Raw genomic sequence first — 25,992 nt, forward strand, 5'->3', positions numbered from 1 at the left:
GTTCAGCGCTCCCCCCAGCCCAGGACGCGCCCAGCCCGGCCCGAGCGATGCAGGGCCTCCAGGACGTCCTCCAACGTGTCCACCATGCCCGCGAACGACGCGCGCGCCTTCTCCTGCTCCTCCGGTGACAACCGCGCGTCACCCGGCCCCGGCATCAGGCGGGCCAGCGTCTGGCCCAGTTCGTCCAGCATGGGTTCCAGGCCAAAGGTCCCGACCCCCAGGCGCGCGGCGATGAGCCGCCGCACCTCCTGGAGCAGGGCGGGCGCGGCGTCGATGGGGGGCGCGGGCGGAGTCTGGGGAGCGGCTTGAGGCTTCACCGGGTCACCCACCAGAGCAGGCACTGCAGCCCCAGCACGCTCGCGGCGCTGATGGCGTAGTAGCGGGCGGGAAAGGCGTAGAGCAGCGGCCCGGTGGACTCGCCGGACGCGGCGAGGGCGGGCGGTGGCGGGGGCGTGACGATGCGCGCGGACAGCCGCTCCTGGTACTCGCGCAGCTTCGCGGTGTGTCCCAGGTAGCGGCCTCCGAAGCCCGCCGTGATGCAGAAGTGGAGCATCTCGAAGAGCAGCGCGGGCGACCCCGGCTGATCCAGGCGCTGATCCGCCAGCGTGTAGAAGGCCTCGCCGCCGCCGTCCTCGCCGAAGAGGCGGTACTGCAAGAGCGGCCACAGCGGCTGCTCCGCGTCCACGAGCCGCAGGAGGACGCGCTCGTCCACCAGGTACGTGAAGGGCCTCAGCGCGTCCTGCACCTCCTCGTCGCGGGCGTGGGCGCCCAGGCCCGCGCGCAGCCGCTCAATCACCTCCAGGAGCTCGTCGTGGAGCCTGCGCAGGCCCTCGCGGCCCAAGAGCCCCGCCGCCGCGGCCGACCCGGGCGCGGCCTGCGGCAGCCACCCGTCCAGCACGGACTGGGCCTGCCGGTACTGCGTGAAGACGACCTGCCAGTGCTCGAGCTTCATCGCGCCCCCCGTCAGCCCACGTTCACCATGCCGCCCTTGATTTCCGCCATGCCGTCCGCCTTGAGCGCCAGCTGCGCCTTGGCGGTCACCTTCACCTGCGGCCCCTCCAGGGCGATGTCCTTCTTGCCCGCCGCCTTGACGGACGGGGCATTCAGGGAGAGCTCTCCGCTCTTGGCCTCCAGCTGGACGTCGGCGCCCTCCACGCTGAACAGCTTCGCGGCCTTCATCGTCACGGCCTTGTCCGAGGAGAGAGTCGCGTCCTTGGTCGCCGTCTGCGTCAGCTCGTCCTTCGTGGTGACCGTGAAGGCCTTGGCGCTCTCCAGCGCGAACGTGTCGTCGCTCTTCCACGACGAAGCCTTCGTGGACGTCACCTCGATGGTCTCCGCCTTCAGCACGAAGGACTTGCAGGTCACCGTGACGCTGTCCTGCTTCTGCACGATGGTGCTGGTGGCGCTGTCACCCTTCACCTCCAGGGTGATGGACTCACCGTCCATCTTCACCGTCTGGAGGATCTTCCCGTCCTTGTCCTCCGTGGTGAGGGTGAGGCCCTTCTCCTTGTCCATGTCGATGATGCAGATGAGCTTGGGCATGCGCGCCGTTCCCCCGTCGGTCCGTCGTCAGGCCCTGCGCCAGTAGAGGAGCACCTGCGCCCCTTCGAGCGCGGGCGTGGCGAAGAAGGTGAGCCCGTCCTCGCGCGTCGCGGACTGCCATTCCTCGCTCTGGGGCGTCAGCTGGTACCAGTCGATGTCCGCGTCGAAGGCGTGGGGGAACGACGGGAAGGCCACGTGCCGGTACGGCACGCCCTTCAAGGCCTGGCGACGCACCGCCGGCAGCCGCAGGGGACTGGCCAGCTTCACGCCCTCCATGGAGCGGGGCCGGTCGCGCTCCTGCCGGCGCACCAGCAGGTAGAAGTCATCCGGCGCAGGCGTCTCCCTGGGCAGCGGCGTCAGCTTGAAGTGGCCGTCCTGGAAGTCGAAGACCCGGTACGACAGGGGGCTGGCCTGCGGGCGGAACCCGCGCGTGAGCAGCTCCATCCACCGCGCGATTCCCGGACCCGGCGCTTCGTGCTCGTACGCGGGCAGCTCGTCGTCCGGCTCCGCCTCCAGGTAGCAGCACGTCTCGAAGTACAGCCGCCGCAGCGCCTGCACCAGCGGGTACGGCGGCGGCTGCAGGCCGTGGCGCATGTCCTGGCGCAGCACCTGGAGGCTTCGCACCTCGCACAGCGCCCGCCGCGCGCTGGCCAGCCGGTCGCCTCGCACCAGGCCTTCCCGCAGCGACGTGCGCAGCTGCCCCTGCGCCTGCTGGAGCAGGCCGTCCAGCTGCTCGAACAGGGGCTCCAGGAACGGGTGGGGGCCCACGCTCAAGAGCGGCGGCAGGTGCGTGGCGGACAGCTGCCAGGGCCCGTCCGCGTTCCGGGTGAAGACGGCCAGCGACAGGCTGCTCACCGTGTCGTCCACCACCGGCTCCAGCGACAGGCACAGCCTGCGTCCCGCGCGCACCACGCTGGGCGCTTCACCGCCCGCGGGCGCCATGTCCTCGCGGGGCTCCAGCACGCCCAGCAGGTGCAGATACACCGTCACCCGCATGCGCCCCGTCTCCTCGAGCGACAGCGGTGTTACCTCCGCGTTGCCCGGCACCTCCACCAGGTGGCCTCCCGGTAACACCGCGGTCAATTCCTCCAGCGCCACCGAGCCCTTGGCGAGCAACACATTGTTGAAACGCAGCGCGCTCACGCCCACCACCGGAAGGCCCGCGAAACCCGCGTAGCGCCGGGCCTCCGTGGAGAGGGATTCCTCCTGCGCCCGGAAGTGTTCGGGCAGCAGGGTCTGCCCCTCCTGCCACAGGACTCGTGCGAGTGTGTCTGGGTTCATGGCAGGGGTGGCGGGAGCGGGTTTCCTGTCACGGGGACCGCCGGGAGCAAAAACTTGCTCGGGCTGGGTGACAGTGTTTAGAAAAAGCTACCGGCCTGGAGCCTGTGACGTCAAGTGAGCCTGGATGATCCACCGTGTCTGGTTTCATGCCCTGGAGGGCATGGGATTCCACGGGTTGGGTCCAACTTGTCTCACCGGGTGGCGACGCGCCCATCGTGTCAGGTCATACGTTGGGGGTGTATTGCTTTTGTGTATTCGTATGGTTTATCAATTCCTTCACAAACGGCGGTTCAGTTCTTGGGGGTACTCATGGCCATCACCGACGAAATTCCCAGATCACGCATCACGCTGACCTACCGCACTCAGGTGAATGGCACCCGGGCGGACAAGGCGCTTCCGTTCCGGCTGCTGGTGATGGGGGACTTCTCCAAGGGCACCTCCATTGACCGCAAGAAGGACCTGGATCAGCGGGAGATCCGCAACCTGGATGGCAAGAACCTGAACCAGGTCATCCAGAACATGGGCATGACGCTGAACTTCAGCGTGCCCAACCGCGTGGACAAGAAGGACCCGGTGGATGGTTCGGCGCCGGCGCCGCTGCAGGTGAGCCTCAAGCTGGACTCGATGAAGTCCTTCAGCCCGGTGGACGTGGCGCGTCAGGTTCCGAAGATCAACGCGCTGCTCACGCTGCGCAAGCTGCTGCTGGAGCTGCAGGGCAACCTGGACAACCGCAAGGAGTTCCGCCAGCTGGTGCGCCAGCTCGCGCAGAACCCGGAGGCCGTCCAGAAGCTGAAGACGGAGCTGGCCGCGTTCAAGTCGATGAGCCTGCCGAAGCTGGCCGCGACGAACCCGCAGCCGCCGACGACGTGATGCCGGGCGCAAGCCCCTCCCCACGACCTTCCTGAACGAGACCTCCTGCCATGCCCACCACTCCTGCGTCTTCCACCACCGCGACGACCGCCGTGGCCGATGTGCCCCTGGACCTTCCGCTGTTCCTCAACAGCGTGCGCCTGGGCTCCGTGCCCACCGCGCGCGACGCCTCCACCCAGACGGACCTGCTGGTCATCCCCGACGACGCCACCCCCGAGGAGCGCTTCGTCTCCAGCCTGGCGGCCATGGTCCACAACATGGACACGGACGAGGGCCGCTTCGACAAGCAGACGGTGCAGGAGCTGGTCGGCACCATCGACGCGCTGGTGTCGGATCAGCTCAATGCCGTGTTGCACGCGCCGGAGTTCCAGGAGGTGGAGGCGCAGTGGACCGCGCTCAACGACCTGGTGCGCAACACCAACTTCAAGGCCAACGTCGAGCTGAGCCTGCTGGATGTCTCCAAGGAGGAGGCCTACAGCGACCTGGAGACGAACGCGGCGGATGTCGCCGGTTCGGAGTTCTTCAAGAAGCTGTACGTCGCTGAATACGATCAGTACGGCGGCGCCCCCTACGGCGCGCTGGTGGGCCTGTACGAGTTCGCCAACACGCCGCAGGACATGCTGTGGCTCAAGACGATGGGGAAGATCGCCGCGGCCAGCCACGCGCCGTTCGTGGCGTCCGTGTCCCCGCGCTTCTTCGGCTGCGACACCATGAAGGAGGTGTCCCAGCTGCGTGACGTGGCCAGCCTGCTGGACTCGCCCAAGTACTCCGCCTGGAACGCGCTGCGTGACACGGATGAGGCCGCCTACGTGGGCCTCACGCTGCCGCGATACATCGTCCGGCCGCCCTACAACCCGGAGACCTACCCGGCCCCCGGCATGAACTTCACGGAGGCCGTGAAGGGCGACAAGGAAGAGGAGTACCTCTGGGGCAACGCGGCCATGCTGTTCGCCCGCAACCTGGTGCGCTCGTTCGCGGGCTCCGGCTGGTGCCAGCACATCCGCGGCCCCAAGGGCGGCGGCCTGGTGGCGGGCCTGCCCGTGCACCTGACGCACCTGCGCGGCGAGGAGGAGATGAAGCTGCCCGTGGAGATGTCCATCCCGGACTTCCGCGAGCTGGAGCTGGCCAACGGCGGCTTCATCCCGCTCATCCACAAGAAGGGGAGCGCGGAGGCCGTCTTCTTCAGCGTCCAGTCCCTCAAGAAGGCCAAGGTCTTCGAGGATGCGAAGGACTCGGAGAACTCGCAGCTGGTGACGAACCTGGCCTACACGTACTCCATCAGCCGCATCGCGCACTACGTGAAGGCCATCATGCGCGAGAACATCGGCAGCACGGCCAACGCGGCGTACATGCAGGCGCAGCTGGACCGGTGGATCTCCCGGTACGTCACCACGCTGGTGAACCCGGATGACCTGACGCTGCGCTACTACCCCTTCAAGGCCTACAACCTCACCGTGGCGGAAGTGCCCGGCAAGGTGGGCTGGTACCACTGCAATCTCTCCGTCCTCCCGCACATCCAGTTCGAAGGCATGAACGTGGACCTTCGCGTGGATGCGCGGCTCGGCTGACAAACCCCGCAGCAAATTGGAGGACCGCAATCATGGGTGATGGAGCGATCAACATTTCGTGTGACTGGCAGCAGACCATCCAGCAGCGCCCCCAGAAGAACATGCCGGTGGGATACCTGCTGGACATCAAGGGGATGGGCAAGGACGACGGTGCCTTCCCCAAGAGCAGCAGCCAATTCTACACCCCGTTCGTCGGTGACCCCGCCTACCCCGGCGTGCAGTTGCAGGACGTGGGCGCGAAGAAGGCCGTGCGCGCGGTGGGCCTCATCACGCAGCTCCAGTGGGAGGGCGGCAAGCTCGACCCCATTGATTTCACGGTGCTGATCTCGCCGGAGAACAAGGCGGACTTCTCTGGCATCACCAATACGGAGATCCGTCAGCTCAAGTTCTGGGTCTGCGAATGGGACAGCACCGCGGGCAAGTGGTACGAGAAGTGCTACCCGCTCGGTGACGAGGCCGGTGGCCCCGCCAACGAGATCACCTCCCGCCTGAACCAGAAGGGCAGCGAGGTGATGATTCGCGTGGGGGATCCGGAGAACGTGGGCGTCACGGACGTCAAGTTCTGCCAGATGTCCTTCCAGCTCATCCCGGACAAGGCGCACCTGTGCAACTTCCACTACGGGCACAACTCGACGGACAAGGACGTGTTCGCCTGGGGCTACGTCGAAGGCGGCCAGTCGTAAGCGGTTGAGGCAGGACGGGGAGGGCGGGAACAGCGCCTTCCCCGTCGCGCTTTGGGGGCTACTTGTCCGAGCCCCACTTGGTGACGCGGCGCTCCTGGGAGTTGGTGGCGAACTCCAGGGTGGTGCTCTTCTTGGGCGCGGGCACCACCCGGAACTGGAAGCGGTGGAAGCGGATGTCCAGGTCGTCGGCCAGCGTGGCAGGCTGGTTGTCCAGGAAGACCTTGGGGCGGCCCTTCTCCGTGTCCATCAGCGCTTCGGCGGTGGCGGGGCTCTTCAGCTTGGCGGCCTCGAACCAGGTGTCACCTGCTTCATCGAAGTCGATGATGGCCCACGCCAGCTTCAGGCGCAGGTTCTCCAGCGGCTTGGCGAAATGGTTGAGCACGTTCGCGGCCGTGACGCGTCCCACGTACACGCTGAACTCCAGGGGGCCGGAAGCGCCATTCATGGACAGCCGTTCAATGAGGCCAATGCATTGCGCCGTGGGCCCCAGGTCGCCCACCGTGGGAGAGGCCAGGGAGAGATCCTTCGCCAGGTTCAATCCCCCGCAGCCGTTCCATTCCAACAGATACCCCAGCGAGCCGCGGAAGCCGGGCCGGTATTGAAACCCGGTCTGCCATTTGCATTCGAGTTCGAGCAAGTCGGGTTTCGCGATGGTCATGGAGTGTCTGTCCTTGTGAATGAAAGACATGTAACATGAAGTCGAAAGACAGACCATGAGAGACCTGAGCCTGTGCCTGCGCCCCGTGGAGGGCGGAACGCTGGAGCGCCTGGAGTCGCATGATCCGCGCTTCCTCACGGTGGCGGATCTGGTGCAGCGGGAGTCCTACGCGGAGGCCGCGGACGCCATCGAGGCCCTGGACGGTGAAGGGGTCTACGAGGTCCGGCTGTCGGCCTACTACCTCTTCGCGGTGCTGCGCGAGGACGGGATCTCGCGCCTGCCGGACGTGTTGGAGGTGCTGGTCGCGCTCGCGCGCGCGGCGGCGGAGGAGGCCGCGCAAGGAGAGGGGAAGGACAAGTCCAAGCCCGCGGTGCTGCTCAACAAGGCGCTGACGTGGCTGTTCCAGACGCTGGTGAGCGCGCTGAAGTATCACCACGGCAAGAAGGACGCCGGCTGGGAGACGTGGACAAAGGGCTTCACGGACGGCAAGCGCAAGGACGCCCTGCGTGGCATCCAGACCCTGCAGGGCGCGCTGGAAGGCCCCGCGTTCCGCAATGGCTCCCAGGGCCTGGCGGGCCTGGGGCAGTTCCTGAAGGAGGCGCAGGAGCGCGCGGCCGCTCCCGCTCCGGCGCCAGAGCCCGCGAAGCCCGCCGCTCCCGCGAAGGGACGGGGCGCGAAGGGCTCCGCCACGCCGCCCTCGCCGTTCCCCCGCACGACGGGGCCGCTGCAGCTGCGGGGATCCGTGCACCTGCTGGAGCTGTGCGACAAGCTCAAGGCCTTCGAGGTGCTGGTGGAACGCGGCGACTTCCAGAAGGCCGCGATGGTGAGCGACGACGTGCTCCGGACGCTGGAGGAGTTCGACCCGCGGCGCTACCTGCCGGAGCTGTTCTCGTCGTTCGGCGCGCTGCTCAACCGCCACGTGGGGGACATCCAGGAGCACTGGGAGCGCAAGGAGACCATGGAGTGGCGCACGCTGTCGCAGTTCTACCAGGTGGACCTGGGCGCCTTCGTGGGGCCGGGCGAGTGAGGCGGCTCCGCTCATGATCGGCGCCTCGCCGCTGCTGTCCCCGCTGGAGCGGCGCATCCGCGCCCGCGCGAAGGACTTCGACCTGGGGCCGCTCTTGCGGCTCTTGGAGACGCAGGGCTATGGCCGGGACCGGGTGCTCTTCGAAAGCAACCCGGAGCCGGTGGCGTCCGCGTCGCTGGTGGAGGCGGTGACGTTCCACCTGGCCCCGGTGCGCCGGGTGGTGGTGACGCTCAACCTGGGCCTCCTGGCCACGCCGGGCCTGTTGCCCAGCTACTTCCTCCAGGTGGCTGAACAGCTGCCGGAGCCGGAGTCGTTCCTCGACTTCATCCGCTTCTTCGACCACCGGCTGCTGCTGGCGCTGGTGGACGCGCTGCATCCCGAACGGGACGCGAGCCTGGTGGGGGACTGGGAGCGCACGAAGGGCTTCTACCTGCGCATGGTGGGCGTGGATTCGCAGGCCACGCTCCAGTGGCTGTTCCAGCAGGTGTTCCCGGAGCTGCGCGTGACGTGCGTCCGCCGCTCCTTCCGCACGCGCTTCTCCGGCATGCGGCCCACCCACGGGCCCACGCCGCTGGATGGCACGGGCATCCTGGGCAATACGTACGCGGCGGACATTGGGGGCTTCCAGGTGGAGGTGTTCGCGGACGAGGAGGCGGACATGCGCGGACGGGACTGGCCCGCGCGGGTGCGCCACCGCTTCCACCGGCACATCCTGCCGCTGCTCGTGCCCGCGCGGATGCAGCTGGAAGTGGTGCTGACGGTGCTCGCGCACGGGCGGACCGTGCGGCTGGGGCCCCGGGGGCAGCTGGGCTACGAGCGTTTGCCGGGCGCGGAGGGCAAGCCGCTGCGGCAGCTCATCTTCCTGGGCGACACGTCCGTTCCGGTGGCCGCGCCTCCGCGTGTCGAAGGCGACCGGCAGGGCATGAGCATGGGCACGCCGAAGGCAGCCGGACGCTAGGAGGGAGGGGGACCGTGGGCTTTCTGCACCGGAAGTTCTTGGGGGTGGTGGAGACGCCTCGTGAAGCCGTGCTGCGCAACCTGGGCCACCTGCTCCAGGCCAAGCGGGGCGCGGCCTCCGTGCTGCCCGGCTTCGGGCTGACGGAGACGGGGTTCCGCTCGGACGCGGAGCGACTCGCGGGCCTGGGCCTGGAGATCCGCGAGACGCTGTCGCGCTACGAGCCGCGCGTGGAGGTGGTGTCCATCGACGAGGTGCCCGCCGTGTCGGGTGGCGCGCCCGGCCTGGTGGTGCGCCTGCTCTTGCGTGACTCCCACGCGCCCATGGACCTGCTTCTGGACCCGGGCTCGCGCCGCCTGCGCGAACGGCCTCTAGAAGAGGCAGCTGGAGAGGACGAGCCATGAAGTTCACCGAACAGCTGAAGGTGACGCTGGACCTCAAAGCCGGAGACGAGGCCTTCAAGCTGCCCGCGGGCAGCATCAAGCGCCTGTCCGTGAAGGCGCACTCCTACGGCTTCGAGGCGGAGGTGGAGTGGTGGGTGCTCTGCAAGGAGAGCGGGGACGAGGACAAGCTCTTCACGCCCTTCACCGACACGAAGCCCCTGACGGCGACGCTGACCGTGGACCGCCGCTACGGCGCGCAGGCGGAGGGGCGCGAGGGCGCGGAGGCCCTGCCGCTGAAGCTCATTGGCCGGGTGGAGGAGCGCCACGTCCGTGAGCGCTCGCTGGCGAACGTGAAGGACTCGCCGGTGATGCAGCGGCGCTACCGCATCCGCCTGGTGGACCCCGCCGCGATGCTGTGGCGCCGCCACTTCCCCAGCGGCGTGTGGGTGGATGAGACGCTGCAAGCGGTCATCCAGGCGAACACGCCCGGCGGGCTGGACGTGGCCTACGAATGGGAGGCCGCGGGGACGAAGCACGGCCTTCACGCGCTGGGACTGGGCGCGGATGACGACTCCGGCGCCAGCTTCCTGGACTTCCTGCACTGGGTGCAGGCTCGCATGCACGCGGGCATGTTCCTGGACTACGCGGAAGGGAAGTACACGCTCGCGGACGCGAAGCCCGAGGGCGGCGAGGCGCTGGTCTTCACCCGCGACGAGGTGAGGCAGGTGGACCTGCGCTACCCGGAGCCGCGCCGGGACGCGCTGTCGGTGCTCAACAGCTACGTGGACGCCGGCACGAAGCGCAAGGCGGTGGAGAACGCGGACGCCATCGCGGGCGTCATCACCGAGTGTCTGGTCACCTCCACGCTGGAGGGCACGCTCACGGACCGGGTGACGCTGGAGACGAAGTGCCAGCAGCTGGAGGGCCCGGAGCTGCGGCTGTCCTTCGCGGGCTACCCTCGCGCGTCGCTGGTGCTCAACGGCCTCTACACGCTGGGGGACTTCAGCACGCAGGCCGCGACGCACGGCAAGCAGTACCGGCTGCACGCGCTGGAGCTGGACGCGCGCGCCGTGGAGGCCGACGCCGCGCATGATCCGGACAGCGACGCCAACGACTACGAGCTGAAGTTGAAGGCCACGCTGGAGGAGGCGGCGGACCCCACCTTCCGGCGCCCTCGCTTCCGGCCGCCGCGCTGGCCCTTCCTCGCGGAGGGGCGGGTGGTCAGCGAGGAGGGCGGGGATCCGGACCGCACGTATCAGATCCGCCAGGACGACGAGACGTCGGTGGAGTCGTACCGGGTGAAGCTGCCCTTGTGGGACAAGGAGGTGCTCGTCCCCTATGAGCCGCACCAGCAGCCCGGGCACTTCTACTTCCCCATGGACAAGGGGACGCGGGTGCTGGTGTCGCTGGGCTACCAGCACGCGCGCATGGACCGCTTCCTGGAATGGCGCCCGGGCGCCCGGCTCCCCAAGGAGTCGCAGGGCAACCACCTGCTGTTGGGCAAGACGGACAAGAGCGAGACGTCCATCCAGCACCTGTACCAGGACTCGAAGCCGATGCTGCGCATCCAGCGCACCCTGGAGAAGGACACCCAGCTCATCGAGGTGACCGAGGGCCGGATGTTCCTGCGCGTGCAGGAGGGGGACTAGGCCATGCGGATGGATGAAGCGCTCTACGCGTCGTTCCTGGAGGAGCTCCAGGCGCTGGAGAAGTTCCGCCTGGGATACACGGCCCTGCACCCTTCCGCGCCGCTGGACGGCGAGGACGCGGACGTGCGGCGGCTCACGGAGGCCATGGCCCTGTTCACCGCTCGCACGCGCCGGGCGGGGCAGCGCGCGCTGGAGCGCAGCACGCTGCGGCTGTTCCAGCAGCACTTCGCCTACCTGCTCAATCCCATTCCCGCCATGGCCATGTTCCGCGCGGAGCCGGACGCGCGCTTCGTGGACGCCGCGGAGCTGCCCCGGGGCACGCCCTTCCTCCTCAACCCGGGCCTGGGGGGGGGGCCCACCGGGCCGCTCTCCCTGCGCACGCTGGCCCCGATGCGGCTGTTGCCCGTGCGGCTCACGCAGGCGCGGCTGGAGCGCCAGGGCGACGACGGCGCGCTGTTGCGGCTCGTCTTCGAAGGCGGCTTCCCGCGCAACGACTCACCCGGCGAGGTGCGGCTGCACATCAACCACCTCAACGACTTCCGGGCGTCCCTGGCGGTGTTCTTCCAGCTGAAGAGCGCCGTGCGCTCCGCCACCGTGTGCTTCGACGACGGGGCGGTGGAGCACGAGGTGAAGCCCTTCGACGCGCATTCGGGCCCGGTGCGCTTCGGCTCGCCCCGGCCGGTGGCGGCGGATGGCGAAGCGTCCGAGCACCCGTTGCAGCGGCTGCGGCAGTTGTTGCACTTCCCGCAGCAGGAGTTGTTCCTGGAGGCCCGCATCCCGCCGGCCCCCCGCAACTGGCAGGGCTTCACGCTGACGCTGCGCCTGGCGGGCCGCTGGCCGTCGGAGCTGGTGGTGGGGCCGGACTCGTTCGTGGCGCACGCGGTGCCAGTGGTGAACCTGCAGCGCGCCATGGCGGCGCCCGTGGAGCACGACGGCACGAAGGAGCGGCACGCGGTGCAGCACCCGGATTCGTCCATGGGCTTCCGGCTGAACGCTGCCACGGGCGTGTACCAGCTGACCCCGAAGGGCATGGTGCCCCTGCGCCCTGGAGCCATCTCCGGAGGCGCGGACACGTACGAGCTGGAGCACGAAGGCCAGGCCCTGGCGCGCACGTCGTGGCTGGCGCTGGACATGCCGGACGCGTTCCTCAAGCCGGTGCGGCTGGGCGTGGATGGCCTGTGGCACCAGCCGCTGCCGCCGCGTTTCGATGCGCGGGGCTACCGGCCGGTGCTGGCGGACCGCTTCCTGGAAGGCGTGCCGTGGAGCCTGGTGGGCGCGGTGGCGCCCGGCGGGGACAACCCGGTGGAGCACGGGCAGCAGGCCCTGTTGCAGCTCCTGGCGCTGCGCACGCAGCGGTTCCTGGGGCGCGAGGACCTGCTGTTCCTCCTGGATGTGCTGGGCGTGCGGACGCAGCGGCACTTCCGGGATCTGCTGCCGTCCCTCACGGAGGTGTCCGTGAAGTCCAAGCCCTTCGCCCGGAGCGCCGCGGGCTTCAAGTACGTGTACCAGCTGGGCTTCGGGCCCATGGACGCGTCGCTGTTGCCGCTGGTGGACCTGTTGTGCGGCCGGCTGGTGGAGCTGTTCGCCGTCTGGAGCGCGGAGGACGTGGTGGAGCTGGAGGTGCGCCTGCCGCAGCGGGAGGCGCCCCTGCGCTACGTGCCCCTGCCGTGAGTCACTTCACCTGGGTCTTCGTCTGGGCGGTCATGTTGATCTTGATCATGCCGCCATAGGCGCAGGTGCACGTGCACGTGTCGGTGAGCGCCGGCTTGCCCTTGATCACCACGGTGGGCGAGCCCGGCGTCCACGGTGCGGGAATCACCGGCAGGCACGGCATGGGCGTGAGGACGCCCATCGCGGCGGCGGTGGCGGTGGCCACGGTGGGGTTCGCCATGGACTTGCACATGACGAAGGGCGGCACGTTCATGCCCGGGACGTTGTCCATGATGGTGGCCGCCGGCGCGGTGGAGTTCACCTTGTTGGCGGGCAGCACCGACAGCGTCGAGGGCGCCATCCCGAAGCTGCACTGGAGCATGGCTCCGGACACGACCTGGATTCCCATCAGCGTGACTCCACCCGGGCGCGCAGTGACGTGAGCGCCTGGAACAGGGGGTCTCCTGATTTCAGCTTCAGGGAGCCCATGAAGTACTGCGCACGGCACCACTCTTCATCCAACGGCCCGTCCTGCTGTCCGTTCAGGCGCCGCGCGTGGAGCGCGAAGCGCTCGATGCGGTCCGGCAGTGCGTCCGCGCCCAGGGCCTGTTCAATGCGGCGGCGCACGTCCGCTTCGCTGACCTCCACGCCGGGAGGCAGGTCGCCGGTGAAGACGACCAGCACGCTGCGATACGCGCCCGCCAGGCCGCTCTCCGGCACGGCCAGCCCCACCGTGTCCAGCCGGGGGCCGGGAGGCTCGCGCAGCGCGTTCGCGACCTCCTCGAAGAGGAACACCCGTCCCTCGCGCCGGGGCTCGCGCACGCCCAGGTGGTGGTACTGGCCGCGCACCCGCGTCAGGACGACGTGCGCGAGCGGCCGTCCGGCGTCCGGCAGGGGGGTGAAGAGCCCCGTGTCTCCCACGGCGTCCTGCCCGCTGTCGGTGAAGTCGCGCAGCGCCCAGGCGCGCCCGGGCGCGGGGGCGATGTCCGTGTGCACGTCCGCCGCCACGCGCCGGTGCGAGCACAGCACCGCGCCTCCCAACGCCGGGTCCACGCACACGTTGCCGCCGGGCACGCTGGCCAGCCCGCAGGCCTTGAGCGCGTCGCGCCAGGCGTAGAAGTCGAAGGGCGCCTGCGGATCCCTGAACCACAGGCCCACGTTCTTGAGCGGAAGGCGCGCGCGGGCCACCAGGTCGCGCACGGCGGGCGTGAGGCCCAGGGCCCGCACGGGGTGCTCGGTGAGCAGCGTGGGAGTGACGTCCAGGTCCGCGGGCTCCACGTGCAGGTACGTCGCGCCGCGCAGGAGCGTGGTGAAGTACAGCGCCGGCAGGTGCTGGAGCGGGTGGAAGCCCGGCGCCGCCAGGTGGTCCCCCGGGTTCAGTCCGAAGGTCAGCAGCCCGTCCACCAGCGCGCTCCGCCACGCGTCCCCGGCGGTGAGCGGCACGGGCACGTCGCTGGGTTTGGCCAGCGGAGAGAAGAGCAGGCCCACCGGCTCGGAGGGCTTGTACGTGTACGACGCGAGCGCGGGCGGCACCTGCGTCTGCATGGGCAGGAGCCGCGAGGCGTGCTTGCCCAGGAGCGGCGCCTGGTGAGGCTCGGCGGCGATGTGTTGGGGCGCGAGCGCGTCCAGCCGGCGCGCCACGAAGGCGCGGGCCCCGGGCGGCAGGAGGCTCACGCACGCGCCCAGGCCCAGCGCGGCGCACAGCGACACCATCAGCTCCGCGCCCGGCGGCAGCATCAGGCACAGCTTCGCGCCCGGCTTCACCCCCAACCCCGCCCAGGCGGTGGCCCGCCGCGAGGCCTGCTCCTGGAGCTGGCGGTAGCTCAGCGTGCGCCAGCCCTGCGTCCGCGAGTACGCGCGCAGCGCGATGCGGTCCGTGGTGGCGTGGCGGGCCACCAGGTCGTGGAAGAAGTCGTGGTGCTGGCCGGTGCGGCTCTTGAAGGGCGTGCTCCGGCCGGCGTGGATGGGGGCCATCGCGGCGGCGAAGCCATCCGGATCCTCCCAGCTTCGCGCAAGCCACGCGGGCACGCTGTCCGGAGGCGGCTGGGTGCCGTCGAACGCGGAGAGGACGATGCGTGGCTCGAAGGTCATGGCGAGGGTGACGGCGCGGGTTCAGGGGGGAGCAGCTCGCGGGTGGGCACCGGCTCCACGCTCGAGTCCGGGACGTACTCCGGCCGCGTCTTGAACTCCTCCAGGCGCAGGTGGGGCACGGGCTCCGGGAGCACCTCCATCCGGGGAGGAGGCTCCTGGCGGAACGACACGCCCAGGAGCACCCGGGCGATGGGCGTGCCCGGCGTGCGTCCCAGGCCGGGCCCCGCGAGCGCGTGCAGCTCCAGTCCCTCCGATAGCGGGATGCGTCCGCCGGCCAGCACCTCCACAGCGGGCTGGTCCATGTCCGCCGCGAAGGCGGCCTTCACCGCCAGTTCGCCGCGCAGGCCCTGTCCGGCCGTCGTCAACCCGGCGCCCAGGCGGACCTCCAGGGTCTGTCCGGAGGCGTTCGGCGCGGAGAGCGGGTTGCGCGAGCGCAGCAGCATGCCGGCCTCCAGCGCGGGCTTGAGGAACCCCACCTGCGTGCCGATGGCGGCCAGGGCGCGCACGCGGATGCCCGAGTCCCGGCCCAGCACCGCCGCGCTGCCGATGGGCAGCCCCACGCCCAGGTCCATGGCGAGGTCCACGGGGTGGTCGTCACGGCGCGACAACAGCCCCAGGCGCGCCTGTATCTCCGGGGTGCCCAGGCCCTGCGAGGCCAGCGGCGTCAGGCCCAGGGGCGCTGGATCATCCCCCTGCTGCCACAACACCACGGGGACCTGCGCGCCCACCTCCAGCCACGGCAGCACGCCGTAGCTGCCCGCCAGGACGGAGGACGCGCGGTTGCGCACGGCCTCCAGGCGGCGCTCGCCGTTGAGGAGCACGAGCGGCAGCTGTTGATACTGGCCCACCAGCCCCAGGCTCATGCCGCCGGGCACCAGCAGCTCGCCGTTGCGCATCACCGCGGTTCCGCGGCCGGGGTTGATCTCCAGGTGCTCCAATTCAAAGCCGGGAAGGGCGGACTGGGCCCAGGCGGGCAGGGCACTCAACAGGACCGCGGCGGCGGCGCCGTGCACTGACAGGAATTTGGGCATGGGCATGATGGCGCTCTGACCCGCTTCTGGCGGGACGCGCTCCCCCGGCCGACATCATACCCAGACAGCGATACGAAACATAGGCGTGCCCAGCGGTACGGATGAGCAGGAATGGGTCGGCGCCGCCCTGATGCATGGGGTTGGCGACCTGCCAAGTCCTGGTGTTCCGGCTCCGCGCTTGGGGCGGGGTGGGATGTGTGTATCTTTTTGTCGGCGTCAGGAGGCCGGCAACTCCACGATGAAGGTCGCGCCGTGGCCGGGCTGACTCTCCACGCGCAGGGTGCCGTGGTGGGCTTCGACAATCTGTCTGGTGATGAAGAGGCCCAATCCCAGACCGCCGTAATGCCGTGTCGACACGGCGCGGGTGAATTTCTCGAAGATGGCCTGGAGGCTCCCCGGCGAGATGCCGATGCCTTCGTCCCTCACGCTCAGCCTTGCCCGGCCGCGGACGTGCTCCACGCGAATCGTCACCGGGTGGCCCGTGCCGTATTTCAGCGCGTTGGACAGCAGGCTGCTCGCCACCTGTTCCAGCCGGTGGCGGTCCCAGCGGCCGACGACGCCCGGTGTCGCATGGACGATGAGCTCGCAGCCCGCCTTCGCCGCCTGGGCCTGGAAGCGCTCCACCGCGTCGCGCACCACGTCCACCAGGTCCACGTCCTCCAGTTGCAGCGGTGCGGAGGGGCCCGTGAGCTGCGTCACCTCCAGCAGGTCGTTGATGAGCGTGGTCATCTTCCTGATCTGCCCGGAGACGGTCTCCGCTGTCTTCACCACGCGCTCCCGCAGCGACTCCAGCGTCTGTTCCGCCTGCGCGTCCTTGACCAGGGATTGGAGCTTGAGCTGCAACGGTGTCAGCGGTGTCTTCAATTCATGCGACGCCACCGTCAGGAATTCATCCCGGAGCGACACGGCGTGCTGGAGCTGGGCCTGTGTCTTTCTCAGCTCCGTGACGTCCTGGAGCGCCAGGAGGACCGCCTCTGGATGGCCGTGCTGGGCGGGCAGGGTGCCCGCCTCCACCAGCAGCGAGTAGTGACCCGTGGGCGTGTGCCAGACGACCGGCTCCGCGTGCACGGGATTGCCCCTCACCGCGCGGATGCCAGGGATCTCCTCCATGGTCAGCTCGCGGCCCGCTTCGTCCGTGAAGCGGTGCGCGCCGCGCATGTAGCTCTCCTCGCGCAGGCCCCCGGGGAAATCACCGCCGGCCATCTGCCGGGCCGCCTGGTTCGCGAAGATGATGCGGCCAGTCACGGGCTCCACCAGGATGATGGCCACGGGCGTCCGGTCCAGCATCGCCTCCAGCCACTGCTGCTGGTTCTTCAGGGACGCGGCGGACTCCTCCAGCTTCTTTCTCGCCTCCACCCGAACCGTCACGTCGACGGCGAACGACAGCACGGAGTCCACCTGGCCCCGCACGTCGCGCAGTGGCTGGTACGCCACATCGAACTGCCGCGTCGACTGGACTCCGTCGCCCTGGAAGTCGGTGGTGACCGGGACCTCTTTTTCGATGAACGACTCTCCCTGGCGATAGGCCTTCTCCAGGAGTCGCGAGTACACGGCCCCCCGTTCGTCCGCGACGTCCCTGACGGAGATGCCCATCAGGTCCGCGCCTCCCGACAGCACCTTGTAGAGGGGGTTCACCAGCGTGAAGACCTGCCGCTCTCCGTTGAGGATGGCGATGGACGCCGGGGCGCTCGTCAGCACGGAGCGCAGCCGCGCGCGCTCGTTCTCCACCTGGGCCTCCGCGTGCTTGCGCTCGGTGATGTCCTCCGCCGTGGACACCCACTCCCGGATGACACCGTTGTCGCCGAACACGGGCACCGCCCGGCCCACGACGTCCCGGTAGCCCCCCGCGTGGAAGCGCAGGCGGAACTCACCCCGGTAGGACGCCTTCGTGCGCAGGGACTCCACCCAGCTGCGCACCACGCGCTTGCGGTCGTCCGGATGGATGGCCGAAAGCCAGCCCAGTCCCAGGTGCTCCGCGTGCGTCTGGCCCGTGAAGGCCAGCCAGCGCGGCGCGGGCTCCACCACCTCGCCCCGGGCGTTGGTGGACCACACCGGCTGCGACATGGCCTCCACCAGTGAGCGGTAGCGCTGCTCGCTGGCCTGGAGCGCGTCGTGGGCCCTGCGCTGTTCGGTGACCTCCGATACGATGACGCCGATGCCCAGCAACACGCCCGAGTTGGTGCGCACCGGGTAGTAGCTGACGAGGAAGTGGCGCTCCACGCCCACCTCCTTCGAGGTGGCGCCCACCACCTCCACCGTCTGCGCGCTCCCTCCCTCCAGGATGCGCTGATACTGGGGACGGAGGGTGGGCCACATCTCCGGGACGATGTCCTGCACCTTGCGCCCCAGGTGCGCGGCGCGCGGGATGCCATTCATGGCGGCGAGCGCGTCGTTGACCTGGACAAAGCGCTGCTCCATGTCCACCACCGCGAGGCCCACCGGCGTGCTCGCCACCAGCGTCTCGAGGAGCAGCCGGGAATGCGCGTCGGAGAGGGTCTCGATGGTCTCCGGGTCGAAGCTTGCGCTGGGGCTCTCCACGCGCGCCTCCTTTGACCCCGGCCCTTCCCGGCGAGCTTGGAGGCAGGGCCCCGTGACGCCGCTTCCCACCATGGGAGTGGCCTGACTTGGAGGGTGTGCATCCCCGGCCCCGGTGGGCAATCCACACCGGCCCGGAGACGCGGCTGCCGCCTGGCTGGCACCCAATGACAGACAGGCAGCGGGCCAGTCCCTCCCGTTGGCTCATGCACGCGGAGGGCCGGGCCCCTCCTCGTCCGCTGGCTTGGATTGCCAGGGCCAGCGCCTGTCGATCTCCACCTCCAGCGTGAAGCTGAGGAAGGTCCGGATGAGGACGATGAGGCCCAGGATGAGCACCTGCCTCAGCGTGGGCGCCCCCGCGACCGTGCGGATGATGTCCGCCGCCACGAGCAGCTCCAGTCCCAGCAGGATGGCGCGGCCCAGGTAGTGGCGAAGCTGCCGGTACGCCTCCCCCTTCCGCGGACCCCGTACGTCCTGGAGGACGAGCGCCACGGACACCACCGTTCCCACCACCATCACGCCGACGCCCGCGGCGTCGAACCATTGGGCGGCCAGGGCCACCAGATCCTCGAATCGCATCCACCGCTCCCCCTCCGGCAAAGGTGGTTTGCGACGCAGCGGACAGCCACCGCGATCCACCCTCCCCTCGGGATGGGAAGCCCGTCGGAATAGACACACAAAATATCAAAGCAATACATGCGTGCAGTGTTGACGGCGGCCGGGCTCCTGATTCATTGTCGCCGCCCTTCGCGTGTCACAGCGGGAGTCGGGCGGTTTCCGAGGGGTGCCGGGGGGTGCCGTGACGCAGCAGCTTGAAACCAGACATGGCGTTACCCTGGAGGGTCGTTTCGCGTGATTCGCGAGATCCTCAGCGGACTGCTATGGCAGGGCCGGGTGGCTTTGCGCAGCGGCGACGTGCGCGTCTTCGCCGCGCATGGCTACGTGGATGAAGGCTACCGGCCTTCGCGCGTGCCATTCCTCTCCGTTGTCGGCCCGCTGGGCCTGTTCCCCGAACCCGAGCGAGAGAACGGGCGCACGGGCGTCGCCACCTTCCGTGTGCCGGGCCACCTCGTCGGCAGGCCTCGCGCTTCCGGGGACAGCGTGCCGCCCAATGGCTCGCTCAAGCTGCGCCTGGATGGCCGCGCCACCGTCACCCTTACGGGCCTGCCGGGCGGCTCGTTTGCTTCCACCGCGACGGGCCCCGCGCTCGCCGCCGCCATCAACGCGCGGCTGGCGGATGCGCTCACCGGTGGACTCTTCCAGGAGCCCACGGGCGCGCCGCTCACGGACCCGCTGCTGCTGGAGGCGCTCGCTGGCGTCATCGCGCGCTGGGACGTGGAGGGGAGCCGGCTCGCGATCAGCTCCGACGCGGGCATTCCCTCCATGGAGTTCCGCTCCAGCGTGGAGGTGCTGCCTGTCGCTGGCGGCATCGAAGGGCCTCTGGGCCTGGAGCCTCCGGAGCGTTCTCAAGAGGGCAGGGTGTTCCTCAGCAAGATCCGCGCGCCCAAGGCCATGGCCATCGATGTGCAGGTGGACCTGTGGGCGGGCTCGCAGGTGGACCTGGCGTCCATCATGGACACGGTGGCGCTCTCCATCCCCACGCGCGGGCAGATGGTGCTGCGCCCGTCGCTGCTGGCCGAGGACGTGCCCGAAGGCGCCACGACGGTTCGCCTGCTGACGCGCGGTGAGCCCACCACGGTCCTGTCCCTGGTGCACCTGGAGGCCAGCGATCAGAACCTGGAGCGCGCGCGCGGCGGACGCGTGGACCTGACGCCCGGTGCATCCTTCCTTCCCACCTCCGAGGGCCTGCGCCTGTCCGGCACCGGTACTGCCTCCGTCCTCGTCTACCCCATGCCCGCAGTGCCCGACCCCTTCCACGCCGACAATCCGGCCCCGGACGGACTGGCGCTGTCGGTGGGGCTGCGCGTCGCCGCTGGCGCCGTGGCCGCGCAGTCGTTGCCGGTGGCCGTGCTGATGGCGCAGGGGCAGCCCGTGCTGCGGCTCATCGTCCGCTACGAGCAGGTGGACACCCGGCTCATGGGCGAGGTGGTAGCCACCGCGACGCTGGCGCAGGCCACCGGGACGCAGGTCGCGGAGACGCGCTGGCGGCTTCCGGTGGAGCGGCTGGAGGCCGGCGTGGTGCTTCACGCGCGGCTGGAGGCGGGGGAGGGCGTGGTGTGGCTGTCGGCGGACGGGGTGCCGCAGCCGCTCCAGGACGCGGACGCCACGCCCGCGCCGCCCGTCGCCGCGCCGGGCGTCACCGTCGCCGCGAGCGACATGGTGCTCACGCTGGGGGCGCAGGCGGGCACGCCGTTGGACTTCACGGTGGACCACGTGCACCTGGTGGCGGAGCCCGTGGGGCCGTTGGATCCGGCGCTGCGCCGCTCCGTCACGGCGGCCTCGCGCCTCAAGCCCGGCGACGTGGTGGTGCTGGGTTCGAGCGACGATGGCTACCGCGTGGGCAAGCAGCGCTTCCAGGCGCTGGTGCTGGGGCTGGATGGCGACCGCGTGACGCTCAGCCGCCCCGTGGAGGGCGCCTGGGCCCGGGGCCGCACGCTCGTGTTCCAGGAGGAGTGCTTCTTCTTCCAGACGCAGCTGCGCCGCCGCGACGACCTCTTGAACCACCTGTACCGCTGCTGCGTGGACTACCGGGTCTCCGCGCTGATGGACGAGCCGAACGCGCGCAGCACCGCCCGCCTCGTCGAGACGCCGCGGGTGGACCTCATCGCGCGCGGTGCTGCGCGAGGCGCCAGCGGCCATCCGGGAACATCTGTCACCGAAGTCGATACCGCCAGGCGCGGGACCATCTGAAACCAGGAGGATGAACGTGGCTGAGCGACTGCATCCGGGCGTCTATGTCGAGGAGATCAGTGCCGGTGCGCGCCCCATCGAAGGGGTGGGCACGTCCACGGCGGCGTTCGTCGGACGCACGGCGCGAGGCATCCCGGCCCTGGCCTCGTTCGTCACCGGCTTCGCCGAGTACGAGCGGGCCTTTGGCGGACACGAGCCCGGGGAGGCGGGCCTCGTCGCGCAGGCGGTGGAGGCCTTCTTCGATTCGGGCGGGCGGCGCGCGTACGTCGTGCGCGTGCTGCCCTCCGACGCGGTGGGCGGTGTGTCCACTCCACTGGTAGCGAGAGCGGGCGGCAGCCTCAACGCCCTCACGTTCCTGGCGCGGGGCGCTGGAGAGTGGTCCGACTACCTCCGCGTCAACGTGAGCGACTCCATCAACTTCCCCAGCGAGGCGTTCCGCGTGGAGGTGATGTGGACGGAGGCCGGGGCCACGCGCCGCCTGGAGACGTTCGAGGACGTGCGCATGGACCCGTCCAGTGAGGACTATGTCGGCGACCGCATCAACGACATCTCCCGCTACCTCCGCGTGCGCGACGAGTTCCAGGTGGCGCTGGCCGCCCGGGCGCCCGGCGCGGTGCTCGTCGCGGGCGTGCCTCCCCGGCTCAAGGCCGCGGTGCTGGCCAGCACGAAGTACAGCCTCTATGACGGCGGCAAGCTCCAGGTCTCCACCTGGGACGAGGCCCAGCCGGACCTGCCCCGCACGACGCTGGACGTCTCCATCACCCAGGCCCTGGTGGTGGCCGCAGTGCCGGCCGCCGCGTTCGTCAACGGACGAGTGCAGCTGACCGCCACGGAGCTCAAGGCCTTCCTCACCCAGGCCGTTACCTCGGCGGGTCTCACCAACACCTTCGTCATCGGTGGCACGGACTCGCCGGAGATTTCGCTGAAGGTGGCCACCGGGCCCACGCTCACCATCCCCAAGCCCACGGGCGCGACGTACGACCTGGACCCGGAGGACGCGAAGGTCACCGTGGGCTCGCCGGGCGGCACCACGGTGGTGCCCATCCCCATCCTGGCGGTGGACAAGGGCGCGGTGACGCCCGCGGAGTTGAACCACTCGCTGAGCGTGGCGCTGGCCGGCAAGGTCGCGTCGGTGGTGACGGACGCGCAGGGCAACACCGTCATCACGGGCCTGGCCACGGCGGCGGGGACCTCCACGCTGTCGCTCTCCGCCACCGGCTTCACCGGCACTGCCGCCGCGGGCACGGCGGGCACGAGCGCGGAGTCCTTCGACGGGCTCCAGCTCTCCATCAGCGAAACGCTCCAGCCGACGGTGCCCACCATGCTCCGGCAGCTGGGCTTCGCGCCGCGCGCACGTGGCTACTCGGATGACTCGCCCGCGAACCCGGTGGTGCGTCCGTCTTCGGTGACGAACCTGCGGCTCCTGGGCGGCGACGACGGCGCGGGCCTCCTGGACACGTCTGACTTCGCGGGCGACGCGAAGCTGCGCACGGGCCTGCACGCGCTGGACACGGAGGAGGTCAACATCGTGGCGCTGCCCGGCAAGAACGAGGTGTCGTTCATCGCCGCGGGCGTCGCGTACTGCGACAACCGGGGCGACTGCTTCTTCCTCGCGGACGGCCCCGGCGGCGTGGACAAGGACTTCGCGGTGGTGCCGGACGACGCGAAGCAGTTCGTGGAGGGGTTGCCCTCGCGCTCGAAGAACTCGGCCATGTTCTACCCGTGGATCCGCGTAGCGGACTCCGTGGGCGTGGGCCGCAACCCCACGCGGTTGGTGCCGCCCTCCGGCCACGTGGCGGGCCTCTTCGCGCGCACGGACACCACGCGTGGCGTGTGGAAGGCGCCCGCCGGCATCGAGGCGTCCCTCTCCAATGCGCTGGGCCTCCAGTACCCCGTCATCGACGCGGAGCAGGACCAGCTCAACCCGGCGAGCCTCAACTGCCTGCGCCAGTTCCCCGGCGTGGGGCTGGTGTCGTGGGGCTCGCGCACGCTGTCGCCCGACCCGGAGTGGCGCTACATCCCGGTGCGCCGCACCGCGCTCTTCCTCAAGGAGTCCCTGCGGCGCGGCCTGATGTGGGCGGTGTTCGAGCCCAACGACGAAGAGCTCTGGGGCCGCATCCGCGTCGCCATCGAGTCGTTCATGCTGGGGCTGTTCCGGCAGGGCGCGTTCCAGGGCAGCACGCCGGAAGAGGCCTTCAGCGTCGTCTGCGACCGGAGCACCAACCCGCAGGAGAACGTGGACGCGGGCATCGTCACCGCGCAGGTGGCGTTCGCGCCGCTGAAGCCCGCGGAGTTCGTGGTCATCGAAATCAGCCAGAAGAGCCTGCTGGCGGCCTGATGCCCACGCCCGTTCCCGCCAACGCCCGCAACCCGCTGCGGACCTTCCAGTTCCGGCTCCGGATGAGCACCTCCGCGGCCGGCGACTACGTGGCGGGAGTGCGCACCGTGTCCGGCCTGTCCGTCAGCGTGGGCGCCTATGAGACGTGGGAGGGCGGCAACAACCTGCACCGCTACGCGCAGCCCCACAAGGTGAACTGGGAGCCGCTCGTGCTGGAGCAGGGACTGGCGCTGGACGACACGCTGGAGCGCTGGGCGCGCGCGGTGCTGGAGTTCGCGCGCACCGGCAAGGCGCCCGGCGAGCCGGTGAAGCGCGACCTCTTCCTCGACGTGTGGGACGCCTACGCGCACCCCACGGAAGTGCCGCCGCCCGGAGGCATGGAGGCGCGCATCCGCAGCTTCCACGTGCACAACGCGTGGGTGAGCAAGTTCCACGCCCTGCCCAAGCTGGACGCCATGGCGGGCGAGGTGGCGCTCCTGTCGCTGGAGCTCACCCACGAGGGCTGGGAGCCGGTGCCCCGGCCCGTGCTGTCCATGCCCGCGACGAGCCTCCCGACGCCCTGACGTCCCCATTCGAGGAGTGAAGCCATGCCCCGATTCGTCGAATCCACGAAGCGCGACCCGTACCGCAACTTCAACTTCCGCGTGCTCTTCAACAACCTCGAGGTGGCCGCGTGCCGGAAGATTTCCGGCATCACCGGCACCGTGGAGGTGGTGAAGTTCCGCTCCGGCAACAGCCCGTCCTCCGTGGACGAGCTGTCACCGGGCCGGGTGCACTACGAGCCCCTCACGCTGGAGGCGGGCCTCACCCAGGACACGACGTTCCGGGACTGGGCCACCCAGCTCATCCGCCATGAAGCCACGCCCGGATTCCGCTCGGCGGAGCCGGACTTCCGGCGCACCGTGGAGATCCTCGTCTTCGATCTGGACTTCAACCGCGCGGTGAAGAAGTTCGTGCTGCGCAACGCGTGGGTCTCGAAGTTCACCGCGATGTCGGAGCTGGCCGCGGAGGCGAACGAGATCCTCATCGAGTCCCTGGAGGTCCAGCACGAGGGCTTCACGCTGGAGCCGGTGGTCTGACGTGCTCCTGGAACCTCCCATCCCGGTGCTGCTGCCGCACGGCCTCTTCGACGAGGACGGCCGCTGTCACCGCCAGGGCGAGCTGCGCCCGCTCACCGGCCGCGAGGAGTGGGCGCTGGCCCAGGCCGGAGAGCGTCCCGGCCCGCGCGAGGTGAGCGGGTGGCTGGCGGTGTGTCTGGGACGGTTGGGGGATTACTCGCGCGTGGACGCGGAGCTGGCGGCCTGCCTCACGCGCGGAGACCGGCACCACCTGGCGCTGCACCTGCGGGCCCGGATGTACGGGGACCGCGCGACGCTGGTGGCGCGCTGCCCCGCGCCTGGCTGTGAGGCGATGGCGGACGTGGACGTGCGGCTCTCCGCGCTCTCGCCGGAGCGGGTGGACGCGGCGCCGGAGGTGCTCACCGTGGCGCTGCCGGAGGGACGGGCGGAGGTGCGCGAGCCCACGGGCGAGGACGACGCGCTGCTCGCGGAAGTGCTTGGCACGCGGGCGGAGCGGTCCGCGCTCCTGTGGTCGCGGCTGGTGGTGGTGGACGGGCAGACGCTGACGCCTTCCGCGTGGTTGGCGCTGCCCGCGCGTTCACGGCACGCGGTGGCGCTGGCATTGGCGGACGGCTCGAGCGCGCCGGACCTGGGGCTGCTGGCGCGCTGTCCGAAGTGCGCCGCGTGGTTGGAGCTGGAGCTGGATCCGTTCGCGCTCCTGGCGCGCGAGCTGCGGGGCGGCGCGGCGCGATTGGAGACGGAGGTGCACGTGCTGGCCTTCCACTACCACTGGTCGGAGGCGGACATCCTGGCCCTGCCGCGGGCCCGGCGGTGGCGCTACCTGGAGCTGCTTCGCAACGAGCTTGAAGGCCGTCCGCTGGTGGATGGCTGGAGCTGACGAGAGGACGCGCACGCCATGGCCCCACCCCCGGTGCAAGGACAGGTCGGACTCACCCGTCGCGAGATGGAGCGTGAGCTCGCGTGGATGCTGCGCAGCGTCCCGGACAACCCCAAGGAGTTCGTGAAGCTGTTCACCCAGACGGTGGTGGCGCTGATGGACAAGAACAACGAAGCCATTGCCCGGAGCCTCGCCCAGCGCGAGCCGCCCGGCGCTCGGGGCAATGGATGACGCGCAACCTGGATCCGACGCTCATCGCGTTCGATCAGCAGCTCCAGAAGGGCATGCTGGTGACGCTGCCGCCGTCGTCCGCCGACCCGAAGGCCGCGTCGGGCGTGATCGCGCTGCGCTTCCAGTACAACCCGGAGACGGTGACGCGCACGCGTGCGGGCCAGTGGGAGACGAAGCCCGGCAAGACGCCCGAGCAGACCAAGATCCTCACCGATGGTCAGCGCGGCGGCGGCCTGCACGCCAAGAGCGAGACCATTGCCCTGAAGCTCGTCTTCGACGTGACGGAGGCGCTGCTGCGCGACACGAAGGGGGAGGGCATCCAGGGCGTGCTGCCGGAGCTGGCCATGCTGGAGGGCATGGCGCTGGGCAAGGACCAGACGGGGGACGAGGAGAAGAAGCCCGCGACGAAGCTCGTTTCGCTCAACCCCACGGAGCTGCTCTTGATGCTGGGGCCGCGCACCTTCCCGGTGGTCATCACCGGGATGACCATCGTGGAGCAGCGCTTCGACCCGTCGTTGTTCCCGCTGCGCGCGGAGGTGGACCTGCGCATGCGCATCCTGGAGGTGGGGGAGAACGCGGCGAACAGCAAGGTGGAGCAGGCATTCGCGAACCTGCGCGACCAGCGCCTGCGGATGGAGGACCTGGCGGCGGTGAAGGGCGCGGACGCGAGCACCCTCATCGCGCAGGCCCTGGCGCCGCAGGTGAAGCTCAACGGGGCGAGCTGAAGAGACGG

At 70.0% G+C, this 25,992-nt stretch carries 25 protein-coding genes; 15 read left to right on the plus strand and 10 right to left on the minus strand.

Translation table 11 applies throughout. The annotated features are described in order from the left end of the window. Nucleotides 1–2 precede the first annotated feature (2 nt). From D7Y04_RS12480 to tssK, 4 genes are read right to left on the minus strand one after another with little or no spacing between them, the layout of a single operon-like run. Nucleotides 3–317 (minus strand): hypothetical protein, encoded by a 315-nt coding sequence (locus D7Y04_RS12480; protein ID WP_128796573.1) that lies wholly within the window; start codon nucleotides 315–317, stop codon nucleotides 3–5. Beyond that, complete coding sequence (locus D7Y04_RS12485; RefSeq protein ID WP_121759473.1) at nucleotides 314–952, minus strand: DotU family type IV/VI secretion system protein; 639 nt, start codon at nucleotides 950–952, stop codon at nucleotides 314–316. The genes D7Y04_RS12480 and D7Y04_RS12485 overlap by 4 nt, the downstream gene beginning before the upstream one ends. Nucleotides 953–963: 11 nt before the next feature. Then, nucleotides 964–1,542 carry a hypothetical protein gene (locus tag D7Y04_RS12490; RefSeq protein ID WP_120594183.1) on the minus strand — a complete coding sequence of 193 codons (579 nt, stop codon included), beginning with the start codon at nucleotides 1,540–1,542 and terminating at the stop codon, nucleotides 964–966. Nucleotides 1,543–1,569: 27 nt separating this feature from the next. Continuing rightward, nucleotides 1,570–2,823, minus strand: a complete 1,254-nt coding sequence (gene tssK / locus D7Y04_RS12495; protein ID WP_121759474.1) for a type VI secretion system baseplate subunit TssK — start codon at nucleotides 2,821–2,823, stop codon at nucleotides 1,570–1,572. 309 nt (nucleotides 2,824–3,132) lie between these two features. Between tssK and tssB the strand changes: the two genes are divergently transcribed. From tssB to D7Y04_RS12510, 3 genes are read left to right on the plus strand one after another with little or no spacing between them, the layout of a single operon-like run. Then, nucleotides 3,133–3,693, plus strand: a complete 561-nt coding sequence (tssB, locus tag D7Y04_RS12500) for a type VI secretion system contractile sheath small subunit (RefSeq protein WP_120574479.1) — start codon at nucleotides 3,133–3,135, stop codon at nucleotides 3,691–3,693. 50 nt (nucleotides 3,694–3,743) lie between these two features. Beyond that, nucleotides 3,744–5,261 (plus strand): type VI secretion system contractile sheath large subunit, encoded by a 1,518-nt coding sequence (tssC, locus tag D7Y04_RS12505; RefSeq protein ID WP_120594181.1) that lies wholly within the window; start codon nucleotides 3,744–3,746, stop codon nucleotides 5,259–5,261. Nucleotides 5,262–5,293: 32 nt separating this feature from the next. Continuing rightward, nucleotides 5,294–5,944, plus strand: a complete 651-nt coding sequence (locus D7Y04_RS12510) for a hypothetical protein (RefSeq protein WP_120594180.1) — start codon at nucleotides 5,294–5,296, stop codon at nucleotides 5,942–5,944. Nucleotides 5,945–6,002: 58 nt separating this feature from the next. Here D7Y04_RS12510 and D7Y04_RS12515 read toward each other — a convergent pair whose 3' ends face one another. Next, nucleotides 6,003–6,602, minus strand: a complete 600-nt coding sequence (locus tag D7Y04_RS12515; protein WP_147454449.1) for a hypothetical protein — start codon at nucleotides 6,600–6,602, stop codon at nucleotides 6,003–6,005. A gap of 55 nt (nucleotides 6,603–6,657) precedes the next feature. On the opposite strand from D7Y04_RS12515, the gene D7Y04_RS12520 reads away from it, so the two are divergent. The 5 genes from D7Y04_RS12520 to D7Y04_RS12535 are packed head-to-tail and all read left to right on the plus strand — an operon-like array spanning nucleotide 6,658 to nucleotide 12,287. After that, nucleotides 6,658–7,629: a type VI secretion system protein IglI family protein gene (locus tag D7Y04_RS12520; protein WP_121759475.1), complete on the plus strand. Its 972-nt coding sequence runs from the start codon at nucleotides 6,658–6,660 to the stop codon at nucleotides 7,627–7,629. A 13-nt stretch (nucleotides 7,630–7,642) separates the two neighbouring features. Beyond that, nucleotides 7,643–8,587: a hypothetical protein gene (locus D7Y04_RS44420; RefSeq protein ID WP_158620571.1), complete on the plus strand. Its 945-nt coding sequence runs from the start codon at nucleotides 7,643–7,645 to the stop codon at nucleotides 8,585–8,587. A gap of 14 nt (nucleotides 8,588–8,601) precedes the next feature. Continuing rightward, entirely contained in the window at nucleotides 8,602–8,988 is a 387-nt protein-coding gene (locus D7Y04_RS44425; RefSeq protein WP_158620570.1) for a GPW/gp25 family protein, read from the plus strand. Then, nucleotides 8,985–10,616: a hypothetical protein gene (locus D7Y04_RS12530; RefSeq protein WP_120594177.1), complete on the plus strand. Its 1,632-nt coding sequence runs from the start codon at nucleotides 8,985–8,987 to the stop codon at nucleotides 10,614–10,616. Before D7Y04_RS44425 ends, D7Y04_RS12530 begins: the two co-directional genes overlap by 4 nt. Nucleotides 10,617–10,619: 3 nt before the next feature. After that, on the plus strand, nucleotides 10,620–12,287 hold the full coding sequence (locus tag D7Y04_RS12535; protein WP_120594176.1) for a type VI secretion system baseplate subunit TssF: 1,668 nt from the start codon (nucleotides 10,620–10,622) through the stop codon (nucleotides 12,285–12,287). Nucleotide 12,288: 1 nt separating this feature from the next. Here D7Y04_RS12535 and D7Y04_RS12540 read toward each other — a convergent pair whose 3' ends face one another. The 5 genes from D7Y04_RS12540 to D7Y04_RS12560 form a co-directional block, all read right to left on the minus strand. Beyond that, complete coding sequence (locus D7Y04_RS12540) at nucleotides 12,289–12,675, minus strand: DUF4280 domain-containing protein (RefSeq protein ID WP_120594175.1); 387 nt, start codon at nucleotides 12,673–12,675, stop codon at nucleotides 12,289–12,291. After that, the gene (locus D7Y04_RS12545) at nucleotides 12,675–14,357 is read right to left on the minus strand and encodes an AMP-binding protein (protein ID WP_120594174.1); all 1,683 of its coding nucleotides are present in this window, start codon (nucleotides 14,355–14,357) and stop codon (nucleotides 12,675–12,677) included. The genes D7Y04_RS12540 and D7Y04_RS12545 overlap by 1 nt, the downstream gene beginning before the upstream one ends. Continuing rightward, nucleotides 14,354–15,394 carry a hypothetical protein gene (locus D7Y04_RS12550; RefSeq protein WP_121759476.1) on the minus strand — a complete coding sequence of 347 codons (1,041 nt, stop codon included), beginning with the start codon at nucleotides 15,392–15,394 and terminating at the stop codon, nucleotides 14,354–14,356. The genes D7Y04_RS12545 and D7Y04_RS12550 overlap by 4 nt, the downstream gene beginning before the upstream one ends. A gap of 210 nt (nucleotides 15,395–15,604) precedes the next feature. Beyond that, the gene (locus D7Y04_RS12555; protein ID WP_158627503.1) at nucleotides 15,605–17,926 is read right to left on the minus strand and encodes a PAS domain-containing sensor histidine kinase; all 2,322 of its coding nucleotides are present in this window, start codon (nucleotides 17,924–17,926) and stop codon (nucleotides 15,605–15,607) included. 201 nt (nucleotides 17,927–18,127) lie between these two features. After that, nucleotides 18,128–18,502 (minus strand): DUF1622 domain-containing protein, encoded by a 375-nt coding sequence (locus tag D7Y04_RS12560; protein ID WP_120594171.1) that lies wholly within the window; start codon nucleotides 18,500–18,502, stop codon nucleotides 18,128–18,130. Between the two features lie 273 nt (nucleotides 18,503–18,775). On the opposite strand from D7Y04_RS12560, the gene D7Y04_RS12565 reads away from it, so the two are divergent. The 7 genes from D7Y04_RS12565 to D7Y04_RS12590 are packed head-to-tail and all read left to right on the plus strand — an operon-like array spanning nucleotide 18,776 to nucleotide 25,984. Continuing rightward, nucleotides 18,776–20,734, plus strand: a complete 1,959-nt coding sequence (locus D7Y04_RS12565) for a hypothetical protein (protein WP_121759478.1) — start codon at nucleotides 18,776–18,778, stop codon at nucleotides 20,732–20,734. A 16-nt stretch (nucleotides 20,735–20,750) separates the two neighbouring features. Further along, entirely contained in the window at nucleotides 20,751–23,072 is a 2,322-nt protein-coding gene (locus tag D7Y04_RS12570) for a phage tail sheath subtilisin-like domain-containing protein (protein WP_158627504.1), read from the plus strand. Further along, entirely contained in the window at nucleotides 23,072–23,635 is a 564-nt protein-coding gene (locus tag D7Y04_RS12575; RefSeq protein WP_120594168.1) for a phage tail protein, read from the plus strand. The genes D7Y04_RS12570 and D7Y04_RS12575 overlap by 1 nt, the downstream gene beginning before the upstream one ends. 24 nt (nucleotides 23,636–23,659) lie before the next feature. Then, nucleotides 23,660–24,151, plus strand: coding sequence for a phage tail protein (locus D7Y04_RS12580; RefSeq protein ID WP_120594167.1), 492 nt, complete (start codon nucleotides 23,660–23,662; stop codon nucleotides 24,149–24,151). 1 nt (nucleotide 24,152) lies between these two features. Then, entirely contained in the window at nucleotides 24,153–25,028 is an 876-nt protein-coding gene (locus D7Y04_RS12585) for a hypothetical protein (protein WP_121759480.1), read from the plus strand. Between the two features lie 18 nt (nucleotides 25,029–25,046). After that, nucleotides 25,047–25,259, plus strand: coding sequence for a hypothetical protein (locus D7Y04_RS44010; RefSeq protein ID WP_126932725.1), 213 nt, complete (start codon nucleotides 25,047–25,049; stop codon nucleotides 25,257–25,259). Further along, entirely contained in the window at nucleotides 25,256–25,984 is a 729-nt protein-coding gene (locus D7Y04_RS12590; protein WP_121759481.1) for a hypothetical protein, read from the plus strand. Before D7Y04_RS44010 ends, D7Y04_RS12590 begins: the two co-directional genes overlap by 4 nt. Nucleotides 25,985–25,992: the final 8 nt, after the last annotated feature.

The organism is Corallococcus sp. AB038B, assembly GCF_003668955.1.
GTDB lineage: Bacteria > Myxococcota > Myxococcia > Myxococcales > Myxococcaceae > Corallococcus > Corallococcus exiguus.

Excerpts from the sequence above, each read along its gene's own strand:
- tssK (WP_121759474.1), bottom strand. The coding sequence starts at position 2,823 with ATGAACCCAGACACACTCGCACGAGTCCTGTGGCAGGAGGGGCAGACC.
- D7Y04_RS12490 (WP_120594183.1), bottom strand. The coding sequence starts at position 1,542 with ATGCCCAAGCTCATCTGCATCATCGACATGGACAAGGAGAAGGGCCTC.
- D7Y04_RS12520 (WP_121759475.1), top strand. The coding sequence starts at position 6,658 with ATGAGAGACCTGAGCCTGTGCCTGCGCCCCGTGGAGGGCGGAACGCTG.
- D7Y04_RS44420 (WP_158620571.1), top strand. The coding sequence starts at position 7,643 with ATGATCGGCGCCTCGCCGCTGCTGTCCCCGCTGGAGCGGCGCATCCGC.
- D7Y04_RS12580 (WP_120594167.1), top strand. The coding sequence starts at position 23,660 with ATGCCCCGATTCGTCGAATCCACGAAGCGCGACCCGTACCGCAACTTC.
- D7Y04_RS12515 (WP_147454449.1), bottom strand. The coding sequence starts at position 6,602 with ATGACCATCGCGAAACCCGACTTGCTCGAACTCGAATGCAAATGGCAG.
- tssB (WP_120574479.1), top strand. The coding sequence starts at position 3,133 with ATGGCCATCACCGACGAAATTCCCAGATCACGCATCACGCTGACCTAC.
- D7Y04_RS12540 (WP_120594175.1), bottom strand. The coding sequence starts at position 12,675 with ATGGGAATCCAGGTCGTGTCCGGAGCCATGCTCCAGTGCAGCTTCGGG.
- D7Y04_RS12550 (WP_121759476.1), bottom strand. The coding sequence starts at position 15,394 with ATGCCCATGCCCAAATTCCTGTCAGTGCACGGCGCCGCCGCCGCGGTC.
- D7Y04_RS12545 (WP_120594174.1), bottom strand. The coding sequence starts at position 14,357 with ATGACCTTCGAGCCACGCATCGTCCTCTCCGCGTTCGACGGCACCCAG.
- D7Y04_RS12510 (WP_120594180.1), top strand. The coding sequence starts at position 5,294 with ATGGGTGATGGAGCGATCAACATTTCGTGTGACTGGCAGCAGACCATC.
- D7Y04_RS12575 (WP_120594168.1), top strand. The coding sequence starts at position 23,072 with ATGCCCACGCCCGTTCCCGCCAACGCCCGCAACCCGCTGCGGACCTTC.
- D7Y04_RS12560 (WP_120594171.1), bottom strand. The coding sequence starts at position 18,502 with ATGCGATTCGAGGATCTGGTGGCCCTGGCCGCCCAATGGTTCGACGCC.
- D7Y04_RS12530 (WP_120594177.1), top strand. The coding sequence starts at position 8,985 with ATGAAGTTCACCGAACAGCTGAAGGTGACGCTGGACCTCAAAGCCGGA.
- tssC (WP_120594181.1), top strand. The coding sequence starts at position 3,744 with ATGCCCACCACTCCTGCGTCTTCCACCACCGCGACGACCGCCGTGGCC.
- D7Y04_RS44010 (WP_126932725.1), top strand. The coding sequence starts at position 25,047 with ATGGCCCCACCCCCGGTGCAAGGACAGGTCGGACTCACCCGTCGCGAG.
- D7Y04_RS12535 (WP_120594176.1), top strand. The coding sequence starts at position 10,620 with ATGCGGATGGATGAAGCGCTCTACGCGTCGTTCCTGGAGGAGCTCCAG.
- D7Y04_RS12590 (WP_121759481.1), top strand. The coding sequence starts at position 25,256 with ATGACGCGCAACCTGGATCCGACGCTCATCGCGTTCGATCAGCAGCTC.
- D7Y04_RS12485 (WP_121759473.1), bottom strand. The coding sequence starts at position 952 with ATGAAGCTCGAGCACTGGCAGGTCGTCTTCACGCAGTACCGGCAGGCC.